Here is a 21242-nt window from a genome sequence, read left to right as displayed (position 1 = left end):
GGTTGCGTATGAAGTTAGCCATTATTACCGCCTGCCCCAACGGCATGGTCACCAGCGTACTCTGCGCCCGCCTGCTGGACGCCGCGGCCCAGCGCCAGGGCTGGAGCACCAGCGTGGAAGTGCACGATGACGCACACCCCGAACGCCAACTGTCAGCGGCCACCATTGAGGCTGCCGAGTGGGTGCTGGTGGTCAGCACCGGGCCTGTGGACCTGTCGCGTTTTGTCGGCAAGCGGGTGTATCGCAGCACCCCGTCCCAGGCCCTGCAGGACGTCGATGCGGTGCTGCGTCGCGGCGCCGAAGAGGCCCAGATCCATGTCGCCACCGAGGCCAGTGCCGAGCCTGTGGTCGAGGCGGGCAAACGCGCGCCGCGCCTGGTGGCGATCACTGCCTGCCCGACCGGCGTGGCCCACACCTTCATGGCCGCCGAGGCCTTGCAGCAGACCGCCAAGCGCCTGGGCTACGACCTGCAAGTGGAAACCCAGGGCTCGGTGGGCGCCCGCAACCCGCTGAGCGCCGAAGCCATCGCTGCCGCCGACGTGGTGCTGCTGGCGGCGGACATCGAAGTGGCCACCGAGCGTTTTGCCGGCAAGCGCATCTACCGCTGCGGCACCGGCGTGGCCCTCAAACAGTCCGAGGCCACTCTGAACAAGGCCCTGGCCGAGGGCCAGCTGGAGTCCACCGCGCCAGGCGCCGCGGCACCGGCCAAGCAGGAAAAGACCGGGGTCTACAAACACCTGCTGACTGGCGTGTCGTTCATGCTGCCGATGGTGGTGGCGGGCGGCCTGATGATTGCCCTGTCCTTCGTCTTCGGCATCACCGCCTTCAAGGAGCAGGGCACCTTGGCCGCGGCCTTGATGCAGATCGGCGGCGAGACCGCCTTCAAGTTGATGGTGCCGCTGCTGGCCGGTTACATCGCCTACTCCATCGCCGACCGCCCGGGTCTGGCGCCGGGAATGATCGGCGGCATGCTCGCCAGCACCCTGGGCGCGGGTTTTATCGGCGGCATCGTCGCCGGCTTCCTGGCCGGTTATGCGGCCAAGGCAATCAGCCAATATGTGCGACTGCCGCAAAGCCTGGAGGCGTTGAAACCGATCCTGATCATCCCGCTGCTGGCCAGCCTGTTCACCGGGCTGGTGATGATCTACGTGGTGGGCAAACCGGTGGCGGGCATGCTCGAAGCCCTGACCCATTTCCTCGACAGCATGGGCACCACCAACGCCATTCTGCTGGGGGTACTGCTGGGCGGGATGATGTGCGTCGACCTGGGCGGGCCAATCAACAAGGCGGCCTACGCGTTCTCGGTGGGGCTGCTGGCGTCCCAGAGTTATGCACCGATGGCCGCGACCATGGCCGCGGGCATGGTGCCGCCGATTGGCTTAGGGATTGCCACCCTCATTGCCCGACGCAAATTTGCCCAGACCGAACGCGAAGCCGGCAAGGCGGCGCTGGTGCTGGGGTTGTGCTTTATCTCCGAAGGGGCGATTCCGTTTGCCGCCAAGGACCCGCTGCGAGTGATCCCGGCGAGCATTGCTGGCGGCGCCCTGACCGGGGCCTTGTCGATGTACTTCGGCTGCAAACTGATGGCGCCCCATGGCGGCCTGTTTGTCATGCTGATTCCGAATGCGATCAATCATGCGCTGCTGTACCTGCTGGCGATTGTTGCGGGGAGTTTGCTGACGGCGGTTGTCTATGCCCTAGTGAAACGACCAGAGACCGTCGAACTGGCCCTGGAACCGGCCAAGGCGGCCTGACCTCCACGGCACTTCCGTTGCGGCGCAATCCCGCAACGGCACCCGCTGTAGCCGCTGCCGCAGGCTGCGAACGCTCTGGGCGGCACTCCGTCGCAGGAGGCGCGGGGATTCCAAAGCCGCCCGAGGTTTGTCGTGAAATCGCCAAGCAAGGCCCTGCGGTCCTTTTCGCAGCTTCGCAGGCTCAGCAGCGGCTACAGGCGGCTTTGTGTAGCCGCTGCCGCAGGCTGCGAACGGCTCCGCAGGAGACGCGGCGATTCCAAAGCCGCCCGAGGTTCGTCGGGACATCGCCAAGCAAGGCCCTGCGGTCCTTTTCGCAGCTTCGCGGACTCAGCAGCGGCTACAGGCGGCTTTGTGTAGCCGCTGCCGCAGGCTACGAACGCTCTGGGCGGCACTCCGTCGCAGGAGACGCGGCGATCTGAAGGAGGCTAGACATTTTGTGTCCATTTCGAGAGCAAACTCAGCCACAGGCATAGGCTGCTGTCGGCCAAGTCTCTTTCTTTTGTAAGGCGTTTCCGAGACACTCCCTGGCGCTTGCGGCTGGGTACTTGGCTCACTAGGCTCGGTTCGTCACTGAATGTTCAGTGATCGGGTTTAGCAGCCTGATTCCAAGACACGCAAGTATGGCCCCTGTCCCGGTTGGCTTTTGGCCTGCCGAGTTCTGTTATGGCGGCTGTGCGCGGGGCGCCCTCGGGTGCGCCGGATTCCTTGGACCGGTCTGCTAACCCGCGTACAGCTGCCACCTTACGTTTAGCAGCGTCAGGTGGTGGCTCCACCCCAAGGAGCTGCACCATGAAAAAGATCGTCCCCGATCCGCCTGTTTCCCATTCTGTTTCCCGTCGTAATCCCGACCACGATCTGGCCAACGAAGTCATTCGCCATGCACTGGCCAACACCCGTGCAAACGGCTCGTTGATTGCGGCTCTGCACCCCACCGCCGCGGGTCCGGCGGGCACCGACTCGCCCTTCAGCGTTCGTCCCGGTATCAGCGCCGAGGAAGCCTTGCTCCACGTGTCCATGCTGCTCAAGGCGGCCGAGGAGGTGTCCGACGAGATCACCGAGCAGGCCAGCGGCATCGAGCGAGGCTTGATCTGGTCCCTGGTGCATTCGGTGGAAATGGCCCGTGGCTTGGTCGATGCCTTGCTTGATGGCAATCGCTCGGTTTCGTAGTCGAGATTTTCCGCCCGTTTGGCAAGGGGCTCCGGCTCCCTTGCCATCAGGTTCAGAGGGGGGCAGTCAATCGACGGCCTGGTTTTTCACCATGAGCAAGGCTGCACCCATGGACATCAGTACGCCGCCAAAGAATCGGCTCTGAATGCTCAGGGCCGATGGGCTGCGCAGGTAGTGTTGCAGTCGGTTGGCGCTGTAGGCGTAGGTTGTCATCACCAGCGTATCCACCAGGGTCATGGTCACGGCCATGAGTGCAAGTTGAGGGACTAAGGGCAGTGTCTGGTTTATGAACTGGGGCAGGATGGCCACCATGAAAACAATGCCTTTGGGGTTGGATACGTTAGTTGCAAATCCGGTCAGGAAGAGTCGGGTGGTCGGGACGCTGAAGTGTCCTGCTTCAGCCTGGCTTTGAGTTCTTGCACTGCGCCATTGAACGAGTCCGAGCCAGATCAAGTAGAGGGCGCCAATGACTTTGATCACGCCGAACCAGAATCCGGAGGCCAGTAATAGAGAGCCCACTCCCACTCCTGCCAACAAGAGTATGAGCGCGCCACCGGTTTCCAGGCCGGCAATGGTGAAGAAGGTCCGGCGCCAGCCAAGAAGAGTGCCATGACTCATCGCCAGAACGGCACCGCTGCCTGGAGAGATACAGATGAAGATGCAGGCTATTAAGTAAGTGATCCATGTTTCAGCTTCCACGTTAACCTCCGGTGTTTGGCTGTTATTCAGTTGGTCGGTATTACAATTGCTGGGGTCAGTCCATGTGACTGGGGCGTATGCCCAGTCCGGCAGAGGCATCGATGACGCAACCATGCAATACGGTGGATTCAGGTTCTAATAGTTTGGCGACCCAGTGGGCTATTTCTTCAGGCTGGATAAGACGCCTTTTAGGGAGTTTTTGGACAAAGAGGGCTCGTTCCGACGGGCTCAGTTTATTCAGGGTACTGGCCTTAAACATCGATGTTTCGGTCGCTCCAGGGCAGAGGGTGAACACATCGATGCCAGAGTCCGTGTTCTCCGTGGCTATCTGTTTGGCCAGATAGCTCAGGGCCGCCTTGCTCATTCCGTCGCTGTAGCGAAAGCCGGGAAATGCGGCGATGCCTCCTCCCACCGATGAAATGAAAATTATCTTTGCGTGGTTGTTTTTGATCAGGTTGGGCTTGAGTCGCCGATACAGGGAGAGGGGCCCCAAGGCATTGATTTTCAACATCGCCTCATCTAACTGATCTTCAGAGGTATCAGGGTTATTGGCATAGCCGGTAACGCTGGCGGAGCCCACTCCCGCATTGAAGACAATGCCGTACCAATCGGGTATCTCACTAAAACCGCCAGTGTTGATGGAGTTGGGGTCTGCCATATTCAAATAGTGAGCGAACACCTTGTTGGGGAACTCGCGGCATAGTTTTTCTGCGCTGGCTTTGGATCGGCAGTAGGTGAAATGCGTTTCGTAGCCCTTGCTTACCAATAGGCGAATCACTTTTTCGCCAATTCCTTTTCCGCCACCGGTTACTAATATTCTTTTTTTATTATTCATGTTCGGCTCGGTTGCTTATATCGGAACGGGCGAGCTTAGCGTTTCGGTTGTTTTGGGTAGGTAGGATCAAACTTGATGTAGAACTGATTTTTCAGATGCTGCCAATGATTGTTCTTGTTGTGTTGCACGGCAGGGCAGCAGGTTAAAGGCGGCTGGTTCCAAGTCCCCTGTCACACCCCCTTCATCCCCGCTGACTAAGGTTGCCTTTTGACCATTGTCAGGGAGTCACCATGAGCGAGTTCAACCTCGGCCGTCGTCGGATCATGCAAATCGCCGGGGCGGGGCTGTTGCTGCCGAGCCTGGCGCCGGCGGTGATTGCGTCGGTCAAGGATCGGCCGCAGCTCACCGATGGGGTGCAGTCCGGGGATCTGCTGGGGGATAAGGCGATGATCTGGAGCCGCAGCGATCGACCGGCGCGGATGGTGGTGGAGTGGGACACGCGAAGCATGTTCAGCAACCCTCGGCGTTTCATCTCGCCCCTGGCCGATGCGCGGACCGACTTCACGGCGCGGGTGGAGTTGACCGGGTTGCCGGCCGATCAGGCGATCTTCTATCGGGTGACCTTCGAGGATGCGCAATCCGGTGTGGCCAGTGAGCCGTGGTTCGGCCATTTGCGCAGTGCGCCGACGCAACGCCGGGACATCCGTTTTGTCTGGAGCGGCGACACGGTGGGCCAGGGCTTCGGCATCAACCCGGACATCGGCGGCATGCGCATTTATGAGGCCATGCGCCTGCGTTTGCCGGACTTCTTTATCCACAGCGGCGACACCATTTACGCCGACGGCCCGGTGCCGGCGCAGTTGACCGTGGAGGACGGGCGCGTCTGGCGCAATATCACCACCGAGGCCAAGAGCAAGGTGGCTGAAACCCTCGATGAATACCGGGGCAATTACCGCTACAACCTGATGGACGAGAACCTGCGTCGCTTCAACGCCGAGGTGCCGCAGATCTGGCAGTGGGACGACCACGAGGTGGTCAACAACTGGTCGCCCGGCAAGCAGTTGGACGAGCGCTACGTGGTCAAGGACATCCAGACCCTGGTGGGCCGCGCGCGGCAGGCGTGGCTTGAGTATGCGCCGATGCGCCGGCAGAGCGCCGATGGCGGCGGGCGGATTTACCGCAAGCTCAGCTATGGGCCGCTGCTGGATGTGTTCGTGCTGGACATGCGCAGTTATCGCGGGGCCAACGATGACAACCTTGGTGGCGAGAAGCCCTTCCTGGGCCGTGAGCAGCTGGATTGGTTGAAGCGTGAACTCAAGGATTCGCAGGCCCAATGGAAAGTGGTGGCGGCGGACATGCCGATTGGCCTGGGTGTGCCGGATGGCGAGGTCAGCCCGGGAGTGGCGCGCTGGGAGGCGATTGCCAACGGCGACCCGGGACCGGCCCAGGGGCGTGAGCTGGAGATTGCCGAATTGCTGGCGCACCTGCGCAAGCATCAGGTGCGCAACCATGTGTGGCTGACGGCGGATGTGCATTACTGCGCGGCCCATTATTACCACCCGGATCGCGCGGCGTTCCAGGATTTCGAGCCGTTCTGGGAGTTTGTTGCCGGTCCCCTGAATGCCGGGAGTTTCGGGCCCAATGTGCTGGATAAAACCTTCGGCCCGGAAGTGGTGTTCCAGAAGGCGCCACCCGCGCAGAACACCTCGCCCTTTGCCGGTTTTCAGTTCTTTGGCGAAGTGCAGATCGACGGGCAGACGGCGGAGCTGAAGGTGATCCTGCGGGACCTGGATGGCGTGGCGGTGTACGAACACAACCTTCAACCGGTGTAACCCTCCTCGCCAGCCCCCCCGTCCCGTAGGAGCCGGCTTGCCGGCGAAGAGGCCCTTGAGCCTTGCGCCGTTCTGACGGGCGCCTTCGCTGGCAAGCCAGCTCCTACGCAGGAGTGGGGCCACAGGATTGGTGTAGGAGCCGGCTTGCTGGCGAAGAGGGCCTTGAGCCTTGCGCTGTTCTGACGGGCGCCTTCGCTGGCAAGCCAGCTCCTACGCAGGAGGGGGCTGCAGGAGTGGTGTAGGAGCCGGCTTGCCGGCGAAGAGGGCCTTGAGCCCTGCGCTGTTCTGACGGGCACCTTCGCTGGCAAGCCAGCTCCTACGCAGGAGGGGGCCACAGGATTGGTGTAGGAGCCGGCTTGCCGGCGAAGCGTCTGACGCCTCAGTAAACGTCGCGGCGGTAGCGCCCCTGTTCGATCAAGCGTTCGACCTGGTCTGCGCCCAGTACCTCGTTGAGCACCTGATCCACCCCTGAAGCCATGCCCTGCAAGCTGCCGCAGATGTAGATCGCGGCGCCGTCGGCCAGCCATTTCTTCAGTTCGTCGGCCGCTTGGCGCAGGCGGTCCTGGACGTAGACCTTCTCGGCCTGGTCCCGGGAGAACGCCAGGTCCAGGCGGCTCAGGTCGCCCCGGGTGCGCCATTCCTGCAGTTCGTCCTTGCAGTAGAAATCATGCTCGGCATTGCGCTCGCCAAAGATCAGCCAGTTGCGTTGCTGGCCCTCGGCGATCCGTGCCTTGAGCAAGCTGCGCAGGCCCGCCAACCCGGTGCCGTTGCCCAGCAGAATCAGCGGGCAGGGTTCGGCCGGCAGGTGGAAGCCGCTGTTGCGCCGTACCCGCAGGCTGATGCTCGAACCCACCGCCGCGTGTTCGGTGAGCCAGCCGGAGCCAATCCCCAGGCTGCCATCGGGGCGGCATTCCTGGCGCACCAGCAATTCCAGGCAGCCATCGGCGGCAATCGAGGCGATGGAGTACTCGCGCATGTTCAAGGGCACCAGGGCATCCACCAGGGCCTGGGCGTGCAGGCCGATCAAATGGGCGCGGTTTTCCGGGAGCTGGCGGCTGCCCAGGGCTTGTTCGAGGCTTTCCTGCAGGCCGTCCAGTTGCACCGGGGTGTTACCGGAGAGGCCCAGGCCCGCGAGGAAGTCCGCCACCGCGCCACGGCTGTTGCGCGGCATGACTTCCACCAGATCCCCGGCCAGCCAGCTGCTGGCGCTGGGGGCCAGCAGTTGCAGCAGGTAGACCTCGGAGCCGCTGCTCTCAGGATTGAGCAGGCTGCGGCTTTTCAAGGTCCAGTTGTCGAACGCCGGGGCCCGCCACAGATCCACCGGCGCATGGCCGATGAGTTGTCCCAGTTGTTGCTGCCAGTGGCGCAGGGCGTAGCTGTCGCCGCTGTCCACTTCGATAGGGGCGAACAGAGTGCTGGCGCCCTGGTTCGCCAGCCAGTCATGCAGGCGCCGGGCAAAACCGCAGAAGTGCAGGTACTGGCGGTCGCCCAGGCCGAGTACCGCGTAGTGCAGCCCGGGCAGCGACAGCTCGCGGCCCAGCAGTTTGCGCTCGAAGCCGCGGGCGCTGTCCGGGGCTTCGCCGTCGCCAAAGGTGCTGACCACGAACAGCGCGCGCTGGGCGCCATGCAGGTCCTGCTCACCGAGATCGCCCAGGGGCAGGACCCGGGCGGCGATCCCCGCAGTCTGCAGTTGCCCGGCGGTCTGCCAGGCCAGTTGTTCGGCAAAACCGCTCTGGCTGGCGAAGCCGATCAGCCACGCCGAGCCGTCGTCGACGGGGTTTGCCAGGCCCTGGCGTGCGTCCTTGATCTGGCGCTTCTTGCGCCGGCGATCCAGGTACAGCAGCCAGCCGGTGACGAAGAACAGCGGCATGCTCAGTGAGGCCAGGGTCAGGGCGATGCGCCCGATCAGGCCGAAGTAGCTGCCCACGTGCAGGGCGTAGACGCTGGTGAGCAGTTGCGCCTTGACGCTCTGCTCGGCGTAGCGCTGGTGGCGACTGATGACCCCGGTGACGGGATCCAGGGTCAGCTGGTTCAGGGCGCGATCGTGGGGCGAGTCCTTGAGCAGGTAGAACACTGTCGCCGGTTGGCCGGCCACGGCGGGCATGCGGATGTTGTAGGCGCTGAGGTCCTTGCCGGCGGCGCTGTAGAGGCTGCTCCACAGGGCGTTGTAGTCCGCCACCGGGGCCGGGCCCTTGGGCGGTGGGCCGCCGCGACCGCCGCGCTGGCGTTCGCTGTGTGGCGCGTCGGAGAGCAGCTTGGTCAGGCCTTCCCGGTACCAGTCGTAGGACCAGTACAGGCCGGTGAGGGCGAACAAGAGGTAAAACAACAGGCACCAGGTGCCGAACACCGCGTGCAGGTCCCAGTTGAAACCGCGGCCTTTCTTGGCCCAGTCCAGGGTCAGCCATACCCGCCAGTTGCCGACCTGGCGCGGCCAGCGCAGGTACAGCCCGGACAGGCAGAAGAAGATCAGGATCAGGGTGCAGGCGCCGGTGATCTGCCGGCCGGTGTCGCCGATGGCCAGGAAACGGTGCAGTTGCAGCATGAAGCCGAAGAAGTCCTGGCCGACCGCGTCACCCAGGAGCTCGCCGGTGTAGGGGTCGAAGTAGCGCATCTGGCCACGGCGTTCGCCCGGCGGCGGGGTGAAGAACACCCGCGCGGCGTTGCCGCTGTCGGTTTCCACCCAGAGCATGGACACGGTCTGGCCTTCGGCGGCCTGGATTTTCTCCACCAGTTCGGCGGGCGGCAGCGCCCCGGCGGGGAGCGGGTCGACTTGCAGCACCGATGGGTTGAGGGCGCGCAGGATTTCGTCCTGGAACGACACCGTCGCCCCGGTGATGCCCATCAGGGCCAGGATCAGCCCCGCGCTGATGCCGAAGAACCAGTGCAGCTGGAACAGGGTTTTCTTCAACACGTCGACCGCCTTGTACGTCCAGAGAGGTGAAACACGGCGCGCAGTATGCCGTGGGTTGTCGAGAAGCATTCGTTTTTACACGCAAAAGCCCCAGGCATTCGGATGCGTGGGGCTTGAGCGCCTGTAGCCGGGGCCACAGGTGGGTGTTGCGCTGGATCAGAAGTGGAAGTTGGCACTCATCAGCGCGGTACGGCCGGCGGCCTGGTTGGCGAAGTGCGCCGAGTAAGCCTTGTCGTAGTAGGTCTTGTCGGTCAGGTTCTGCACGTTCAACTGCAGGTCGACGTTCTTGGTCAGCTTGTAGCTGGCCATGGCGTCGTAGCGGGTATAGGACGGCACATACACGGTGTTGCCGGTGTCGCCGTATACCTCGTCGACATAGAACGCACCACCACCGACGGTGAGTTTGGAGGTGATGTCGTAGGTGCTCCACAGGCTGAAGCTGTTCTTCGGCGTATTGGGCATTTCATTGCCTTTGGCCGAGGCCGCGCCAGCGGTGATCACGCCGTTACGACCGGTCAAGCCTGGATCAACCAGCTCGCTCTTGAGGTAGCTGTAGCCAGCGAAGACTTGCCATTTGTCGGTGATCTTGCCGCTGGCGCCCAACTCCAGGCCATCGACACGGGACTCACCGGCGTTCTGGTAGGTCAGCGCGTCCACCAGGACTCGGGTGTTTTTCTTCTCGGTGCGGAATACCGCCGCGGTGAGGGACAGGCGGTCGTTGAGCACGTTCCACTTGGTGCCCAGTTCGTAGTTGACCGTCTCTTCAGGTTGCAGGTCGCTGGTACTGGCGCCGGCAGCCAGGGGGTTGCCCTCTGCACCTTCACCCACCAGGGCGCCGGGCGGGGTGGCCGAGGTGGCGTAGGAGGCATAGACGCTGCCGTTTTCCATCGGCTTCCAGACCAAGCCGGCTTGCCAGTTCCAGAACTGGCTGTCGTTCTTGAGCTTGGTGCGGCCCGTGGCGGCGTTGGTGTTGGCCACGGTGTCGAAAGTGTCGTAGCGCAGGCCCAGGTTCAACAGCCATTGCGGATCTAGCTCGATGGTGTCGAAGACGTAGGCGGCGCGGCTAGTGGCCTTGGTGTTGGTGCCGTAGTAGTTGCGAGCAACGCTGCCGGTCCAGGCATCATCCGGGTTCGGATTGCCCAGGGAGGTGCAGCTGCCACCGCTGTTGCCGACCTTGCCCGCGGTGCAGGTCGGGTTGCTGTTCGGCGTGACGGTGTAGCTGCTGACACGGGTTTCTTCGCCGGTGAATTCGAGGCCTGTGGAATAGTTGTGCTTGAAGCCCAGTGTGTTGAATTCGCCAAACAGATCGGTCTGGTTGGTGGTGGTTTCCGTGGTCGAGACGCGGCTGTTGGCGCGACGCCATACGGTGCCGTAACGGTTGACGTTGAACTTGCTGTCGTCCGGCTGGGTGAGGACGTAGTCCTGCCCGGTGCTGCCGTGACGCAGGGTGTTCTTCAGAGTCATGGTGTCGCTCAGGTCATGCTCGATGGAGAAGGTGCTGATGTCCGCGCGGGTCTTGCGAAAATCGCGGTCCTTCAGGCCGTAGAAATTGCTGCTGTCACCACCGTCTGTGGGCTTGTCGTGGCTGTGAGCCGTGGCGGTCGCGGAGCTGTAGCCATAGGGAATGCCCGAATCCGGCAGGTCGTCGCTTTCCATGTGGTAGTAGCTGACGTTGACCCGGGTCGGGGTGCCCAGGCCGAAGGTCAGCGAGGGGGCCACGCCCCAGCGGTCGTAATTGACGGCGTCGCGGCCAGCCACATTCTGTTCGTGGCTCATCAGGTTCAGACGGAACGCGGCACCCTCTAGGAACTGCCGGTTGACGTCCAGGGTGTAGCGTCGGGTCTGGTCGGAACCGTAGGTGAAACCGCCATTGAGGAAGTCTTGCTGCTTGGGCATCTTGCTGGTCAGGTTCAGGCTGCCGCCTGCCGAGCCACGCCCACCAAAGGCGGAGTTCGGGCCTTTGCTCACTTCAATGGTTTCGATGTCGAAGATCTCGCGGCTCTGGCCGCCGGTGTCACGCACACCGTCGAGATAGGTGTCGCCCTGGGCGTCGAAACCACGAATGAACGGACGGTCGCCTTGAGGGTTGCCACCTTCACCCGCACCAAAGGTGATGCCGGGTACTGTGCGCAGCGCATCTTGCAGGGAGGTGGCGGCGGTGTCCTTGAGGACTTGCTGTGGAACCACCGTGACCGAGCGCGGCGTATCCACCAGCGGAGCGGTGTACTTCTGCGAGGAGGCTTTTTCGACCTGGTAGGAGGTGTTGTCCTGGGCCTCACCGCTAATGCTGGTGGCATCCAGGGCAATGGCCTTGCCCGCGGTCTTTTGCTGGGTGTCTTCGGCGGCCTGAACCATATGGCCCGCGGAGCCGGCGGTAATCGCCACGCCAATGGCGGAGGCCAGCAGGCGCGGTGAACTGACAGCGGATGGTGGTTGTTGGCGTGACATGGTGGTTCCCCTCCCCAAGGATTTGAGGTCGCGGAATATAGGGGAAAGAAACAATCGTTATCAATTGCGAAACGTTACTATTCGCACTGAATTTACAATCTTTACAATTTATCCTTACGGTTTTTGCGTTCTCATTCGTCACCGGGTTTTACACAGTCAATAAGAATCAATATCATTGACGACCTTTCGCTGCTCAGGTACCTGGCCATGTTGCTGCACATCCCCGGCGTGTTCACCCGTGATGAAGTGGGGCGTATCCGCGAAGCCCTGGAGCAGGCGGACTGGGCGGATGGCAAGATCACTGCCGGTTACCAGTCGGCCAAGGCCAAGCACAACCTGCAACTGCCCGAAGGGCATCCGCTGGCCCAGGAGATCGGCGCGGCGATGCTCGATCGCCTGTGGCAGAACCCGCTGTTCATGTCCGCCGCCTTGCCGCACAAGGTGTTCCCGCCGCTGATCAACTGCTACACCGCTGGCGGCAGTTTCGACTTTCATATCGACAACGCCGTGCGCCAGCCCAAGGGCAGCGCGGAGCGGGTGCGCACCGACCTGTCGTCGACCCTGTTCTTCAGCGACCCCGAGGACTATGACGGGGGGGAACTGGAGATCCAGGACACCTACGGCCTGCAGCGGGTCAAGCTGCCGGCGGGGGACATGGTGCTGTACCCCGGCACCAGCCTGCACAAGGTCAACCCGGTGACCCGTGGCGCTCGCTACGCCTCGTTCTTCTGGACCCAGAGCCTGGTGCGCGAGGACAGCCAGCGCGCCTTGCTGTTCGAGATGGACGGGGCGATCCAGGAACTGACCCGGGACGTGCCCGAGCATCCTTCGCTGATCCGCCTGACCGGCACCTATCACAACCTGCTGCGGCGCTGGGTCGAGGTGTAGGCGGTGACTGTTCAACTTCGCCGCAAGGAAGTCCTCGACGGCGCACAACTGAGCGCCATGCTCCAGCAAAGCCCGTCCCGCGCGGCCCAGGCGATCCTGGTGGCTGCTGGCGAGGGCCTGGTGGAGGCCCAGGCGCTGCTGGGGCAGATTCTCCTCGACGGCCACGGCATCCAGCAGGACCAGGCTCTCGCCTTGCGCTGGTTCGACATCGCCGCCCAAGGCGGGCACCTGATGGCCCGCAACATGCTCGGGCGCTGCCATGAACATGGCTGGGGCTGCCCGGCGGATGCCGCCCGCGCTGCCGGACACTATCGATTGGCCGCCGAAGCGGGTCTGGACTGGGGCCTGTACAACTACGCCAACCTGCTGGCCACTGGCCGTGGCGTGGCGCAGAACCATGCCCTGGCCCTGGCCTGCTACCGCCGTGCGGCGGACCTTGGCCATGCCAAATCGATGAACCTGCTGGGGCGTTACCTGGAAGAAGGGCTGGTCTGTCCGGCCGACCCCGAGGCGGCCCGGGATTGGTACCGGCGCTCGGCCGAGGGTGGGGACTTTCGCGGACAGTTCAGCTATGCGGCGGTGCTGGCCGATGCTGGGCGGATCGACGAAGCGGTGGATTGGCTGAAGCGCGCCCTGGTCGGCGGCAATCTGAACTTCCTGCGGGTGGCTTGCGCCGAGTTGCTTAATGCCACGCATCCCGAGATTCGCCAACTGGCCCAGGCTTATCAGCAGCGGGCGGTGGAGCTGGGTGACGCACCGCAATGACCTGGAGGCGCAGGCTTGTCTGCGAAGGGGGCAGACCCAGGCAATGGGGCGTCTGCGTTTCGCGAGCAAGCTCGCTCCTACAGGTACGGATGTGTGTTCGGATACAAAAAAGCCCATGACACGTCATGGGCTTTTTCTTGCAGCTTGTCGCTAGCAGCTAGCCACTGCCCTTACAGGTAGAAGGCCTTCAGCGGCGGGAAGCCGTTGAATTCCACTGCGCTGTAGCTGGTGGTGTAGGCACCGGTGGACAGCCAGTACAGGCGGTCGCCGATGGCCAGGTTCAGCGGCAGGCCGTACTTGTAGTTTTCGTACATGATGTCGGCGCTGTCGCAGGTCGGGCCGGCGATCACCACTTCTTCGACTTCACCTTTCTTCTCGGTCCAGATCGGGAACTTGATCGACTCGTCCATGGTTTCGATCAGGCCGGAGAATTTGCCCACGTCGGTGTAGACCCAGCGCTCGACGGCGGTGCGGGATTTGCGCGCCACCAGTACCACTTCGCTGACCAGGATGCCGGCGTTGGCGATCAACGAACGGCCCGGTTCGAGGATGATTTCCGGCAGGTCGTCACCGAAGTCTTCCTTGAGGAAGCGGATGATTTCCTCGGCGTAGGTTTCCAGGCTGTTGGTGCGGGTGATGTAGTTGGCCGGGAAGCCGCCACCCATGTTGATCAGCTTGAGTTCGATGCCGTCTTCTTCCTTCAGGCGTTCGAAGATCACTTTGACCTTGGCGATCGCCGCGTCCCAGACGCTGATGTCGCGCTGTTGCGAACCGACGTGGAACGATACGCCATAAGGCACCAGGCCCAGGTCGCGGGCGAGGATCAGCAGGTCCATGGCCATGTCGGTCTGGCAGCCGAACTTGCGCGACAGCGGCCAGTCGGCGGTGGTGGAGCCTTCGGTGAGGATGCGCACGTAGACTTTCGAACCCGGGGCGGCCTTGGCGATGTTGCGCAGGTCGGCTTCGGAGTCGGTGGCATACAGGCGCACGCCCTTCTCATAGAAGTAGCGGATGTCCTTGGACTTCTTGATGGTGTTGCCGTAGCTGATGTTGGCCGGGTTGACTCCGCGGCTCAGCACTTTGTCCAGCTCGTAGATCGAGGCGATGTCGAAGCTGGAGCCTTTTTCGTGCAGCAGGTCGATGATCTCGACGGCCGGGTTGGCCTTGACCGCGTAGTAGACCTTGGCGAATTCGAAACCGGCGCGCAGGTCGTCGTAGGCCTGGGCGATCATCTGGGTATCGATGACCACGAATGGGGTTTCTTGCTTGTCGGCGAACGCCTTCATTTTTTGAAAGGTTTCGCGCGCAAAATAGTCTTCGACGTTAATCGACATGCGTTGGGAGCTCCTACTGGCAAACGTTAGAAATCAATGGGTGCAAATGAACGTCCTCCGTATCCCCACTTTGGTTCGCCTACTTCCCAAGGCATGTCGCCGAAAGCAAAAAGGCCATGGGCAATCTGCCCTTGGCCTTGCTGTCTCGTCGTCAGTACTTGAGCCGGATGGATCGTTTCCAGCATGGACGTTCGGCGCGAACTTTAGGCGGTGAGGGGCCTGAGATCAACAAAAAATGTCGCGTTTTTGCACTTGTCTGACGTGCGTTGACGACACCTCTCTTTGTAGCCGACACAGATGACGGACAGATGTTCCCGAAGAATTCACGGGTGTTAAAAATACCTGCACGTTCGACGCTTTTGCGCGCCAAGTGGCTGGAAAGTGTCAAGTCGTCAACATCGGCGACGTTAGCGGCGAGAGGCGGGTGTGAGGGGGATTTTGGCTGTTTCGGAAGGTGTCGCCAGACAGCGTTCAAGGGTGTGGCTGTTGATATTTTTTTCCGGCGCGTTGGCGGACAAAAAACCTTGTGGCGAGGGAGCTTGCTCCCGCGGACTGCGCAGCAGTTCCACTCTTTTTTGCCAAGAGGGGCCGCTTCGCCGCCCAGCGGGAGCAAGCTCCCTCGCCACAGGTTCGTTGTTGGCTATTTATTGATCAGGCAACCACCGCTTCAGCCGGTGAGACGATATTGGTCTTCATCCCCCGTGAACGCCCCGAGCTCAGGTAGGCAGCAATGGATTCCTGGGTCACTTCCCCCAGGAACACCCGTTCGGCATCCAGCACCGGCAGCCACGAGCGGTTGAACTCGTACATGCGTGACAGAAGAATCCGCAGGTGCTCGTCGTAGGCGGCGGTGGCGTTGAATTCGCGCAGGAACTGGGCGCAGGTGCCGGTCTGACGGTGCAGGTCGCGACGGCGTACATAACCCAGGGCCTTGTTCTCGGCGCAGGTCACCACCACGTAGCGGCGGTCGTGTTCGTCCATCAATTCCAGGGCTTCGGCCACCGGGGTTTCCGGGCTGACCGACGGGGCGTTGTCTGCCGCGTCTTCGGCCTTGACCAGCAACAGGCGCTTGAGGGTGCTGTCCTGGCCGACGAAGTTGCTGACGAAGTCGTCCGCCGGGTGGGCGAGCAAGGTGTCCGGGTGATCGATCTGCAGCAGCTTGCCGGCGCGGAAGATGGCGATCTTGTCCCCCAGCTTGATGGCTTCATCGATGTCGTGGCTGACCATGATCACGGTCTTGTTCAGCGCGCGCTGCATCTCGAAGAACTCGTTCTGGATCATCTCGCGGTTGATCGGGTCCACCGCGCCGAAGGGTTCGTCCATCAGCAGCAGCGGGGCGTCCGCCGCCAGGGCGCGAATCACGCCGATGCGCTGTTGCTGGCCACCAGACAGCTCCCGCGGGTAACGGTGCAGGTACTGCTTGGGCTCCAGCTTGATCATGCTCATCAGCTCGCGGGCACGGTCGTGGCATTTCTGCTTGTCCCAGCCCAGCAGCTTGGGGACCACCACGATGTTTTCCTCGATGGTCATGTTGGGGAACAGGCCGATCTGCTGGATCACGTAGCCGATGTTGCGGCGCAGGGTGACTTCGTCGAGGTCGGTGGTGTCTTCGCCGTTGATCAGGATCTTGCCCGAGGTGGGTTTGATCAGGCGGTTGATCATCTTCAGCGTGGTGCTCTTGCCGCAGCCCGAAGGGCCGAGGAATACGCAAATTTCGCCTTCATTGACGGTCAGGCTTACTGAGTCAACGGCGGTGATGGTCTTGCCGTTGCTTTGGAAGGTCTTGGTCAGCTTTTGAAGTTCGATCATTTGAGCAGTCCTTTTGGTGTCAGCGAGCGTTGCAGCCATTGCAGAAGCAGGTCGGCGAAGATGGCCAGGAGACTGACCAGCACCGCGCCGACGATCAGCATCGACATGTCGCTGCGGCTGATGGAAGCAAGAATGAGTACGCCCAGGCCGCCGGCGCCGATGGTGGCGGCGATGGTCATGACGCCGATGTTCATCACCACGGCGGTGCGTACCCCGGCGAGGATCACCGGCACCGCGATGGGCAACTCGACCATGCGCAGGCGCTGGCCGAAGGTCATGCCGATACCGCGGGCGGCTTCACGGATGCCCGGTTCGACGCCGGTCAGCGCCAGGTAGGTGTTGCGCATGATCGGCAGCAGCGAATAGAGGAACACCGCCGTGATGGCCGGCAGCGGGCCCAGGCCCTGGCCGAACTTGGAGTAGAACGGCAGCAGCAGGCCGAACAGGGCGATGGACGGGATGGTCAGCAACACCGTGGCGCTGGCCTGCAGCGGGCCGGCCAGGGTCGGGAAGCGGGTCATCAGGATGCCCAGGGGCACACCGAAGACAATCGCCAGGGTCACGGCGATGCCCACCAGGGTGATGTGCTGCCAGGTCAGGTGCAGGACCTGGGCCCAATCGAGATGGGAAAAGGCGTTTAAAAATTCCATGTCTTCTCCTCTCTATCAGTGGTTGATCGGATGCTGGCGCAGGAAATCTGCGGCCACGGCGGAAGGGCTTTCATGGTCGACATCGACCCGCGCGTTCAGCTGGCGCATGGTTTCGTCATCGAACAGCGCCGCCAGCGGCTTGAGGTCCGCCGCCAATTGCGGGTGGGCATCGAGATACGCCTGACGCACCACGGGGGCGGCGGTGTAGTCCGGGAAGTAGTGCTTGTCGTCCTCCAGCAGCTTGAGCTTGAAGGCGTTGAGCCGACCGTCGGTGGTGTAGACCAGGCCGGCGAACACCTGGCCGTTGCGCAGGGCGGTGTAGACCAGGCCGGCATCCATTTGCCGGGTGTTTTTGCGGGTCAGGTTCATCTCATACAGCTTGACCATGCCGGCCATGCCGTCGGAGCGGTTGGCGAACTCCGTGTCCAGGGCCACCAGGCGGTTCTCCTCGGGTTTTTCGGCCAGGGCTCGGGTCAGGTCGCTGATGCTGTTGATCTGCGGATGTTCCTTGGCCACGTTCTCCGGCAGGGCCAGGGCGTAGGTGTTGCTGAACTTGGACGGCGCCAACCAGACCAGGCCTTTTTTCGCGTCGAGTTCTTTGACTCGGGCGTAGGACTGCTGGCTGTCGAGTTTCTCGTCGATGTGGTTGTAGGCCACCAGCGACACCCCGGTGTATTCCCAGATCAGGTCCAGTTGTCCGCTTTCCTGGGCGCTGCGGGCCAGGTTGCTGCCCAGGCCGCCGGTGACGCGGGTGTCGTAACCCTTGCTGCGCAGGTACTGGGAGGTGATTTCCGCCAGCAGGGTCTGTTCGGTGAAGACCCGGGCGCCAATGCGGATCAGCGGCTTTTCCGCGGCATGGGCCAGCCCGGCGAACAGCAGGGCACAGCCGAGTATCAGGCTTAGTTTTTTCATGTCGATTCCTTGTCTCTGACGGGCTTAGGACGGGCGCAGACCGCGTTCCAGCCAGAGGCGGCTGGCCAGGGTGACCAGGCCGTCGAGGAGCAAGGCCAGCAGTGCGGTGCAGGCGGCGCCGAGCAGCAGTTGCGGCTGATTGTTCAGGGCAATGCCGGGGAATATCAGGCTGCCCAGGCTGTTGGCGCCGATCAGGAAGGCCAGGGGCGCGGTGCCGACGTTGATCGCCAGGGCCACCCGCACGCCACCGATGATGATCGGCACGGCATTGGGCAATTCGACTTTCCACAGCACCTGGCGCGGCGTCATGCCGATGCCGACCGCGGCTTCCTTGAGGGAGCCCTGGACGTTTTTCAGGCCTTCGTAGGTGTTGCGCACGATGGGCAGCAAGGAGGCGAGGAACAACGCGAAGATGGCCGGGCCGCTGCCGATGCCGAGGATCCCCAGGGCGATGGCCAGGACGGCCAGAGGGGGAACGGTGTTACCGATGTTGAACACCTGCATGAAGCGTTCGGCGCGTCCGACCATGTTCGGGCGGCTGAGGAAGATGCCGGCGGGGATGCCCACCAGCAATGCGGCGAGCATGGACGCCAGGACCAGGAACAGATGAGCTTGCAGGTAGAACAGTAGATCGTCGCGGTAGTGTTCGATCGTCGTGATGCCGATCCAGTGGACCAGCAGGGCCAGGAGGGCGATGACCGCAACCCCTCCTATCAGCCCTTTGCCATAGCGAATAGCCACAGGCGGACTCCTTTTGTCGGTCGGCGGGCACTTTCCCGTGTGGCAGGGCCATTCCTGGCTGCCGGGACAGTGCGCGCGAAAAGCAGCTCGTCGAATGCCGGCAAAGCGGCGGGTGAACGAGCCATGAGCGCAGCTTCGTCAAGCTAACTTGCTGATATTTCAGCCCCTGACGACAGTGCGTGACAGGGGAGTGGACGTCTCCACGTTTTAAAAGGTTCCATACTTGGCAGCATTTAGCCACTGTTTATCTGCCGCGCGGCGACCCCGGCAACGGGGGCAGCGGTGGCCCGCGGGGTGTTCTCTGGGCTATAATCTGCGCCCTTTTTTGATCACCGCCAGGCGATTTCCCATGACCAAACAGGCCGCCGAAGTCGCGAAACGCCGCACTTTCGCCATTATTTCCCACCCGGATGCGGGTAAGACCACCATCACCGAGAAGCTGTTGCTGATGGGCAAGGCCATTGCGGTGGCGGGTACCGTCAAATCGCGTAAGTCCGACCGCCACGCCACCTCCGACTGGATGGAGATGGAAAAGCAGCGGGGTATTTCCATTACCACGTCGGTCATGCAGTTCCCTTATCGCGAACACATGATCAACCTGCTGGACACCCCGGGCCACGAAGACTTCTCGGAAGACACCTATCGCACCCTGACCGCGGTGGACTCGGCGCTGATGGTGCTCGATGGCGGTAAGGGCGTTGAGCCCCGGACCATCGCCCTGATGGACGTCTGCCGCCTGCGGGACACGCCGATCGTCAGCTTCATCAACAAACTCGACCGCGACATTCGCGACCCGATCGAGCTGCTGGATGAAATCGAAGCGGTGCTGAAGATCAAGGCCGCGCCGATCACCTGGCCGATCGGTTGCTACCGCGACTTCAAGGGCGTGTACCACCTGGCGGACGACTACATCATCGTCTACACCCCGGGCCACGGCCACGAGCGCACCGAAACCAAGATCATCGAGAAGCTCGATTCCGACGAAGCCCGCGCCCACCTGGGTGACGAGTACGAGCGCTTCATCGAGCAGTTGGAGCTGGTGCAGGGCGCCTGCCACGAGTTCAACCAGCAGGAGTTCCTCGACGGCCAGCTGACCCCGGTGTTCTTCGGTACCGCCCTGGGCAACTTCGGGGTCGACCACGTGCTGGACGCCGTGGTGGACTGGGCGCCGCTGCCGCTGCCCCGTGAAGCCAACGAGCGCGCCGTGGCGCCGCAGGAAGAAAAGTTCAGCGGTTTCGTGTTCAAGATCCAGGCCAACATGGACCCCAAGCACCGCGACCGTATCGCCTTCATGCGCATTTGCTCGGGCAAGTACGAGAAGGGCATGAAGATGCGCCACGTGCGTACCGGCAAGGACGTGCGCATCGGCGACGCCCTGACCTTCTTCTCCTCCGAGCGTGAGCAACTGGAAGAAGCCTACGCCGGCGACATCATCGGTCTGCACAACCACGGCACCATCCAGATCGGCGACACCTTCACCGAAGGCGAGGCCCTGGGCTTCACCGGGATTCCGCACTTCGCCCCGGAGCTGTTCCGCCGCGTGCGCCTGAAGGATCCGCTCAAGTCCAAGCAGTTGCGTCAGGGCCTGCAACAGCTGGCCGAAGAGGGCGCGACCCAGGTGTTCTTCCCCGAGCGCAGCAACGACATCATTCTCGGCGCCGTTGGTGTGCTGCAGTTCGATGTGGTGGCCAGCCGCCTGAAGGAGGAATACAAGGTGGAGTGCTCCTATGAGCCGATCACCGTGTGGTCCGCCCGTTGGATCGACTGCAGCGACAAGAAGAAGCTCGAAGAGTTTTCCAACAAGGCGGTGGAAAACCTGGCCCTGGACGGCGGTGGTCACCTGACCTACCTGGCGCCGACCCGGGTCAACCTGGCGCTGATGGAAGAGCGCTGGCCGGACGTGAAATTCCGCGCCACCCGCGAACACCACTAAGTTCGCCGGCAAGCCCCGAAGCCCCGCTGTGCAGACAGCGGGGCTTTTTGTTGCGCGCAGCAATGGCCCACCGCCCCTCAGGCGCTGGCTTGCCAGCGAAGGCGGCGGACGCTGTGGTGCATGGCTGGCGGGTTTCTTCGCCGGCAAGCCGGCTCCTACGGAGGGTGGTGTTTTTCAGGGCACGCCGTTAGTCGGAAGGGCTTGGACGGCTTGGGTATCGATAGGGGGCTATCTGGCAAAGCCGGGAGATCACGACTAGTTTCAGACTGTGCTGTGGTCACTGTTCGGCAGGGTTCGCAGCCTTCGAAGATTCACCTATGAAGGGATGGAATCGACCATGAGAATTTTCCAACGCGTTGTGCTGTTGATCAAAGTGCTGGTGATGCTGTCGCTCGGAACCTCGGCGGCCTGGGCCCACAACCTGCTGCAGGTGAAAGAGCCGGGTTATCAGTCGAGCCATAGCGCACCGGTGCAGATGCTTGCCAAGTCCGACTCGGAGCCGGGCGATGAAGGCCAGGGCGGCAGTTCCGGCGATGACGACCAGACCACCGACGAGGGCGAAGGCGACAGCCAGGGCTAAAAGAAACCCCCAGCGACGGACTGATGCGCAATCCGTCGCCAGGG

At 62.5% G+C, this 21242-nt stretch carries 16 protein-coding genes; 7 read left to right on the top strand and 9 right to left on the bottom strand.

Translation table 11 applies throughout. The features are described from left to right. Positions 1-8: 8 nt before the first annotated feature. Positions 9-1754, top strand: a complete 1746-nt coding sequence (locus L1O02_RS26600) for a PTS fructose-like transporter subunit IIB (protein WP_108544199.1) — start codon at positions 9-11, stop codon at positions 1752-1754. A 789-nt stretch (positions 1755-2543) separates the two neighbouring features. Next, positions 2544-2921 (top strand): hypothetical protein, encoded by a 378-nt coding sequence (locus tag L1O02_RS26595; RefSeq protein WP_235758996.1) that lies wholly within the window; start codon positions 2544-2546, stop codon positions 2919-2921. A 66-nt stretch (positions 2922-2987) separates the two neighbouring features. On the opposite strand, the gene L1O02_RS26590 is transcribed toward L1O02_RS26595, so the two are convergent. Both L1O02_RS26590 and L1O02_RS26585 read right to left on the bottom strand, forming a co-directional pair. After that, a complete protein-coding gene (locus tag L1O02_RS26590) occupies positions 2988-3620 on the bottom strand; it encodes a LysE family transporter (protein ID WP_108544220.1) in 633 nt (210 codons plus the stop codon). 55 nt (positions 3621-3675) lie between these two features. Beyond that, a complete protein-coding gene (locus L1O02_RS26585) occupies positions 3676-4455 on the bottom strand; it encodes an SDR family oxidoreductase (protein WP_060837506.1) in 780 nt (259 codons plus the stop codon). 230 nt (positions 4456-4685) lie between these two features. Here L1O02_RS26585 and L1O02_RS26580 point away from each other — a divergent pair, with 230 nt between their 5' ends. Next, positions 4686-6227 (top strand): alkaline phosphatase D family protein, encoded by a 1542-nt coding sequence (locus L1O02_RS26580; protein WP_108544222.1) that lies wholly within the window; start codon positions 4686-4688, stop codon positions 6225-6227. A gap of 379 nt (positions 6228-6606) precedes the next feature. Here L1O02_RS26580 and L1O02_RS26575 read toward each other — a convergent pair whose 3' ends face one another. Further along, complete coding sequence (locus L1O02_RS26575; protein ID WP_235758994.1) at positions 6607-9138, bottom strand: sulfite reductase flavoprotein subunit alpha; 2532 nt, start codon at positions 9136-9138, stop codon at positions 6607-6609. Positions 9139-9294: 156 nt separating this feature from the next. After that, the gene (locus tag L1O02_RS26570) at positions 9295-11586 is read right to left on the bottom strand and encodes a TonB-dependent siderophore receptor (protein WP_108544226.1); all 2292 of its coding nucleotides are present in this window, start codon (positions 11584-11586) and stop codon (positions 9295-9297) included. Between the two features lie 207 nt (positions 11587-11793). Between L1O02_RS26570 and L1O02_RS26565 the strand changes: the two genes are divergently transcribed. Then, positions 11794-12474: a Fe2+-dependent dioxygenase gene (locus L1O02_RS26565; protein ID WP_060842472.1), complete on the top strand. Its 681-nt coding sequence runs from the start codon at positions 11794-11796 to the stop codon at positions 12472-12474. Positions 12475-12477: 3 nt separating this feature from the next. Next, complete coding sequence (locus L1O02_RS26560) at positions 12478-13239, top strand: tetratricopeptide repeat protein (protein WP_060837511.1); 762 nt, start codon at positions 12478-12480, stop codon at positions 13237-13239. A gap of 170 nt (positions 13240-13409) precedes the next feature. On the opposite strand, the gene L1O02_RS26555 is transcribed toward L1O02_RS26560, so the two are convergent. The 5 genes from L1O02_RS26555 to L1O02_RS26535 all read right to left on the bottom strand — a co-directional run bounded on the left by L1O02_RS26555 (position 13410) and on the right by L1O02_RS26535 (position 18685). Then, entirely contained in the window at positions 13410-14573 is a 1164-nt protein-coding gene (locus tag L1O02_RS26555) for a type III PLP-dependent enzyme (protein ID WP_047301731.1), read from the bottom strand. Between the two features lie 651 nt (positions 14574-15224). Continuing rightward, entirely contained in the window at positions 15225-16382 is a 1158-nt protein-coding gene (locus L1O02_RS26550) for an ABC transporter ATP-binding protein (protein ID WP_060837512.1), read from the bottom strand. Continuing rightward, entirely contained in the window at positions 16379-17032 is a 654-nt protein-coding gene (locus L1O02_RS26545; protein WP_016967202.1) for an ABC transporter permease, read from the bottom strand. Before L1O02_RS26545 ends, L1O02_RS26550 begins: the two co-directional genes overlap by 4 nt. Positions 17033-17047: 15 nt before the next feature. Further along, positions 17048-17944, bottom strand: coding sequence for a glycine betaine ABC transporter substrate-binding protein (locus L1O02_RS26540; protein WP_235758992.1), 897 nt, complete (start codon positions 17942-17944; stop codon positions 17048-17050). A 24-nt stretch (positions 17945-17968) separates the two neighbouring features. Further along, positions 17969-18685 carry an ABC transporter permease gene (locus L1O02_RS26535; RefSeq protein ID WP_060837515.1) on the bottom strand — a complete coding sequence of 239 codons (717 nt, stop codon included), beginning with the start codon at positions 18683-18685 and terminating at the stop codon, positions 17969-17971. 349 nt (positions 18686-19034) lie between these two features. On the opposite strand from L1O02_RS26535, the gene L1O02_RS26530 reads away from it, so the two are divergent. Together L1O02_RS26530 and L1O02_RS26525 are read left to right on the top strand one after the other, a co-directional pair. Continuing rightward, positions 19035-20618, top strand: a complete 1584-nt coding sequence (locus tag L1O02_RS26530) for a peptide chain release factor 3 (RefSeq protein WP_060837516.1) — start codon at positions 19035-19037, stop codon at positions 20616-20618. Between the two features lie 337 nt (positions 20619-20955). Beyond that, positions 20956-21198, top strand: a complete 243-nt coding sequence (locus L1O02_RS26525; RefSeq protein WP_060837517.1) for a hypothetical protein — start codon at positions 20956-20958, stop codon at positions 21196-21198. The last annotated feature ends 44 nt before the right edge of the window (positions 21199-21242 follow it).

This window comes from Pseudomonas sp. BC42, from assembly GCF_021560055.1.
GTDB lineage: Bacteria > Pseudomonadota > Gammaproteobacteria > Pseudomonadales > Pseudomonadaceae > Aquipseudomonas.
This window is presented reverse-complemented; position numbering and strand designations above follow the sequence as displayed.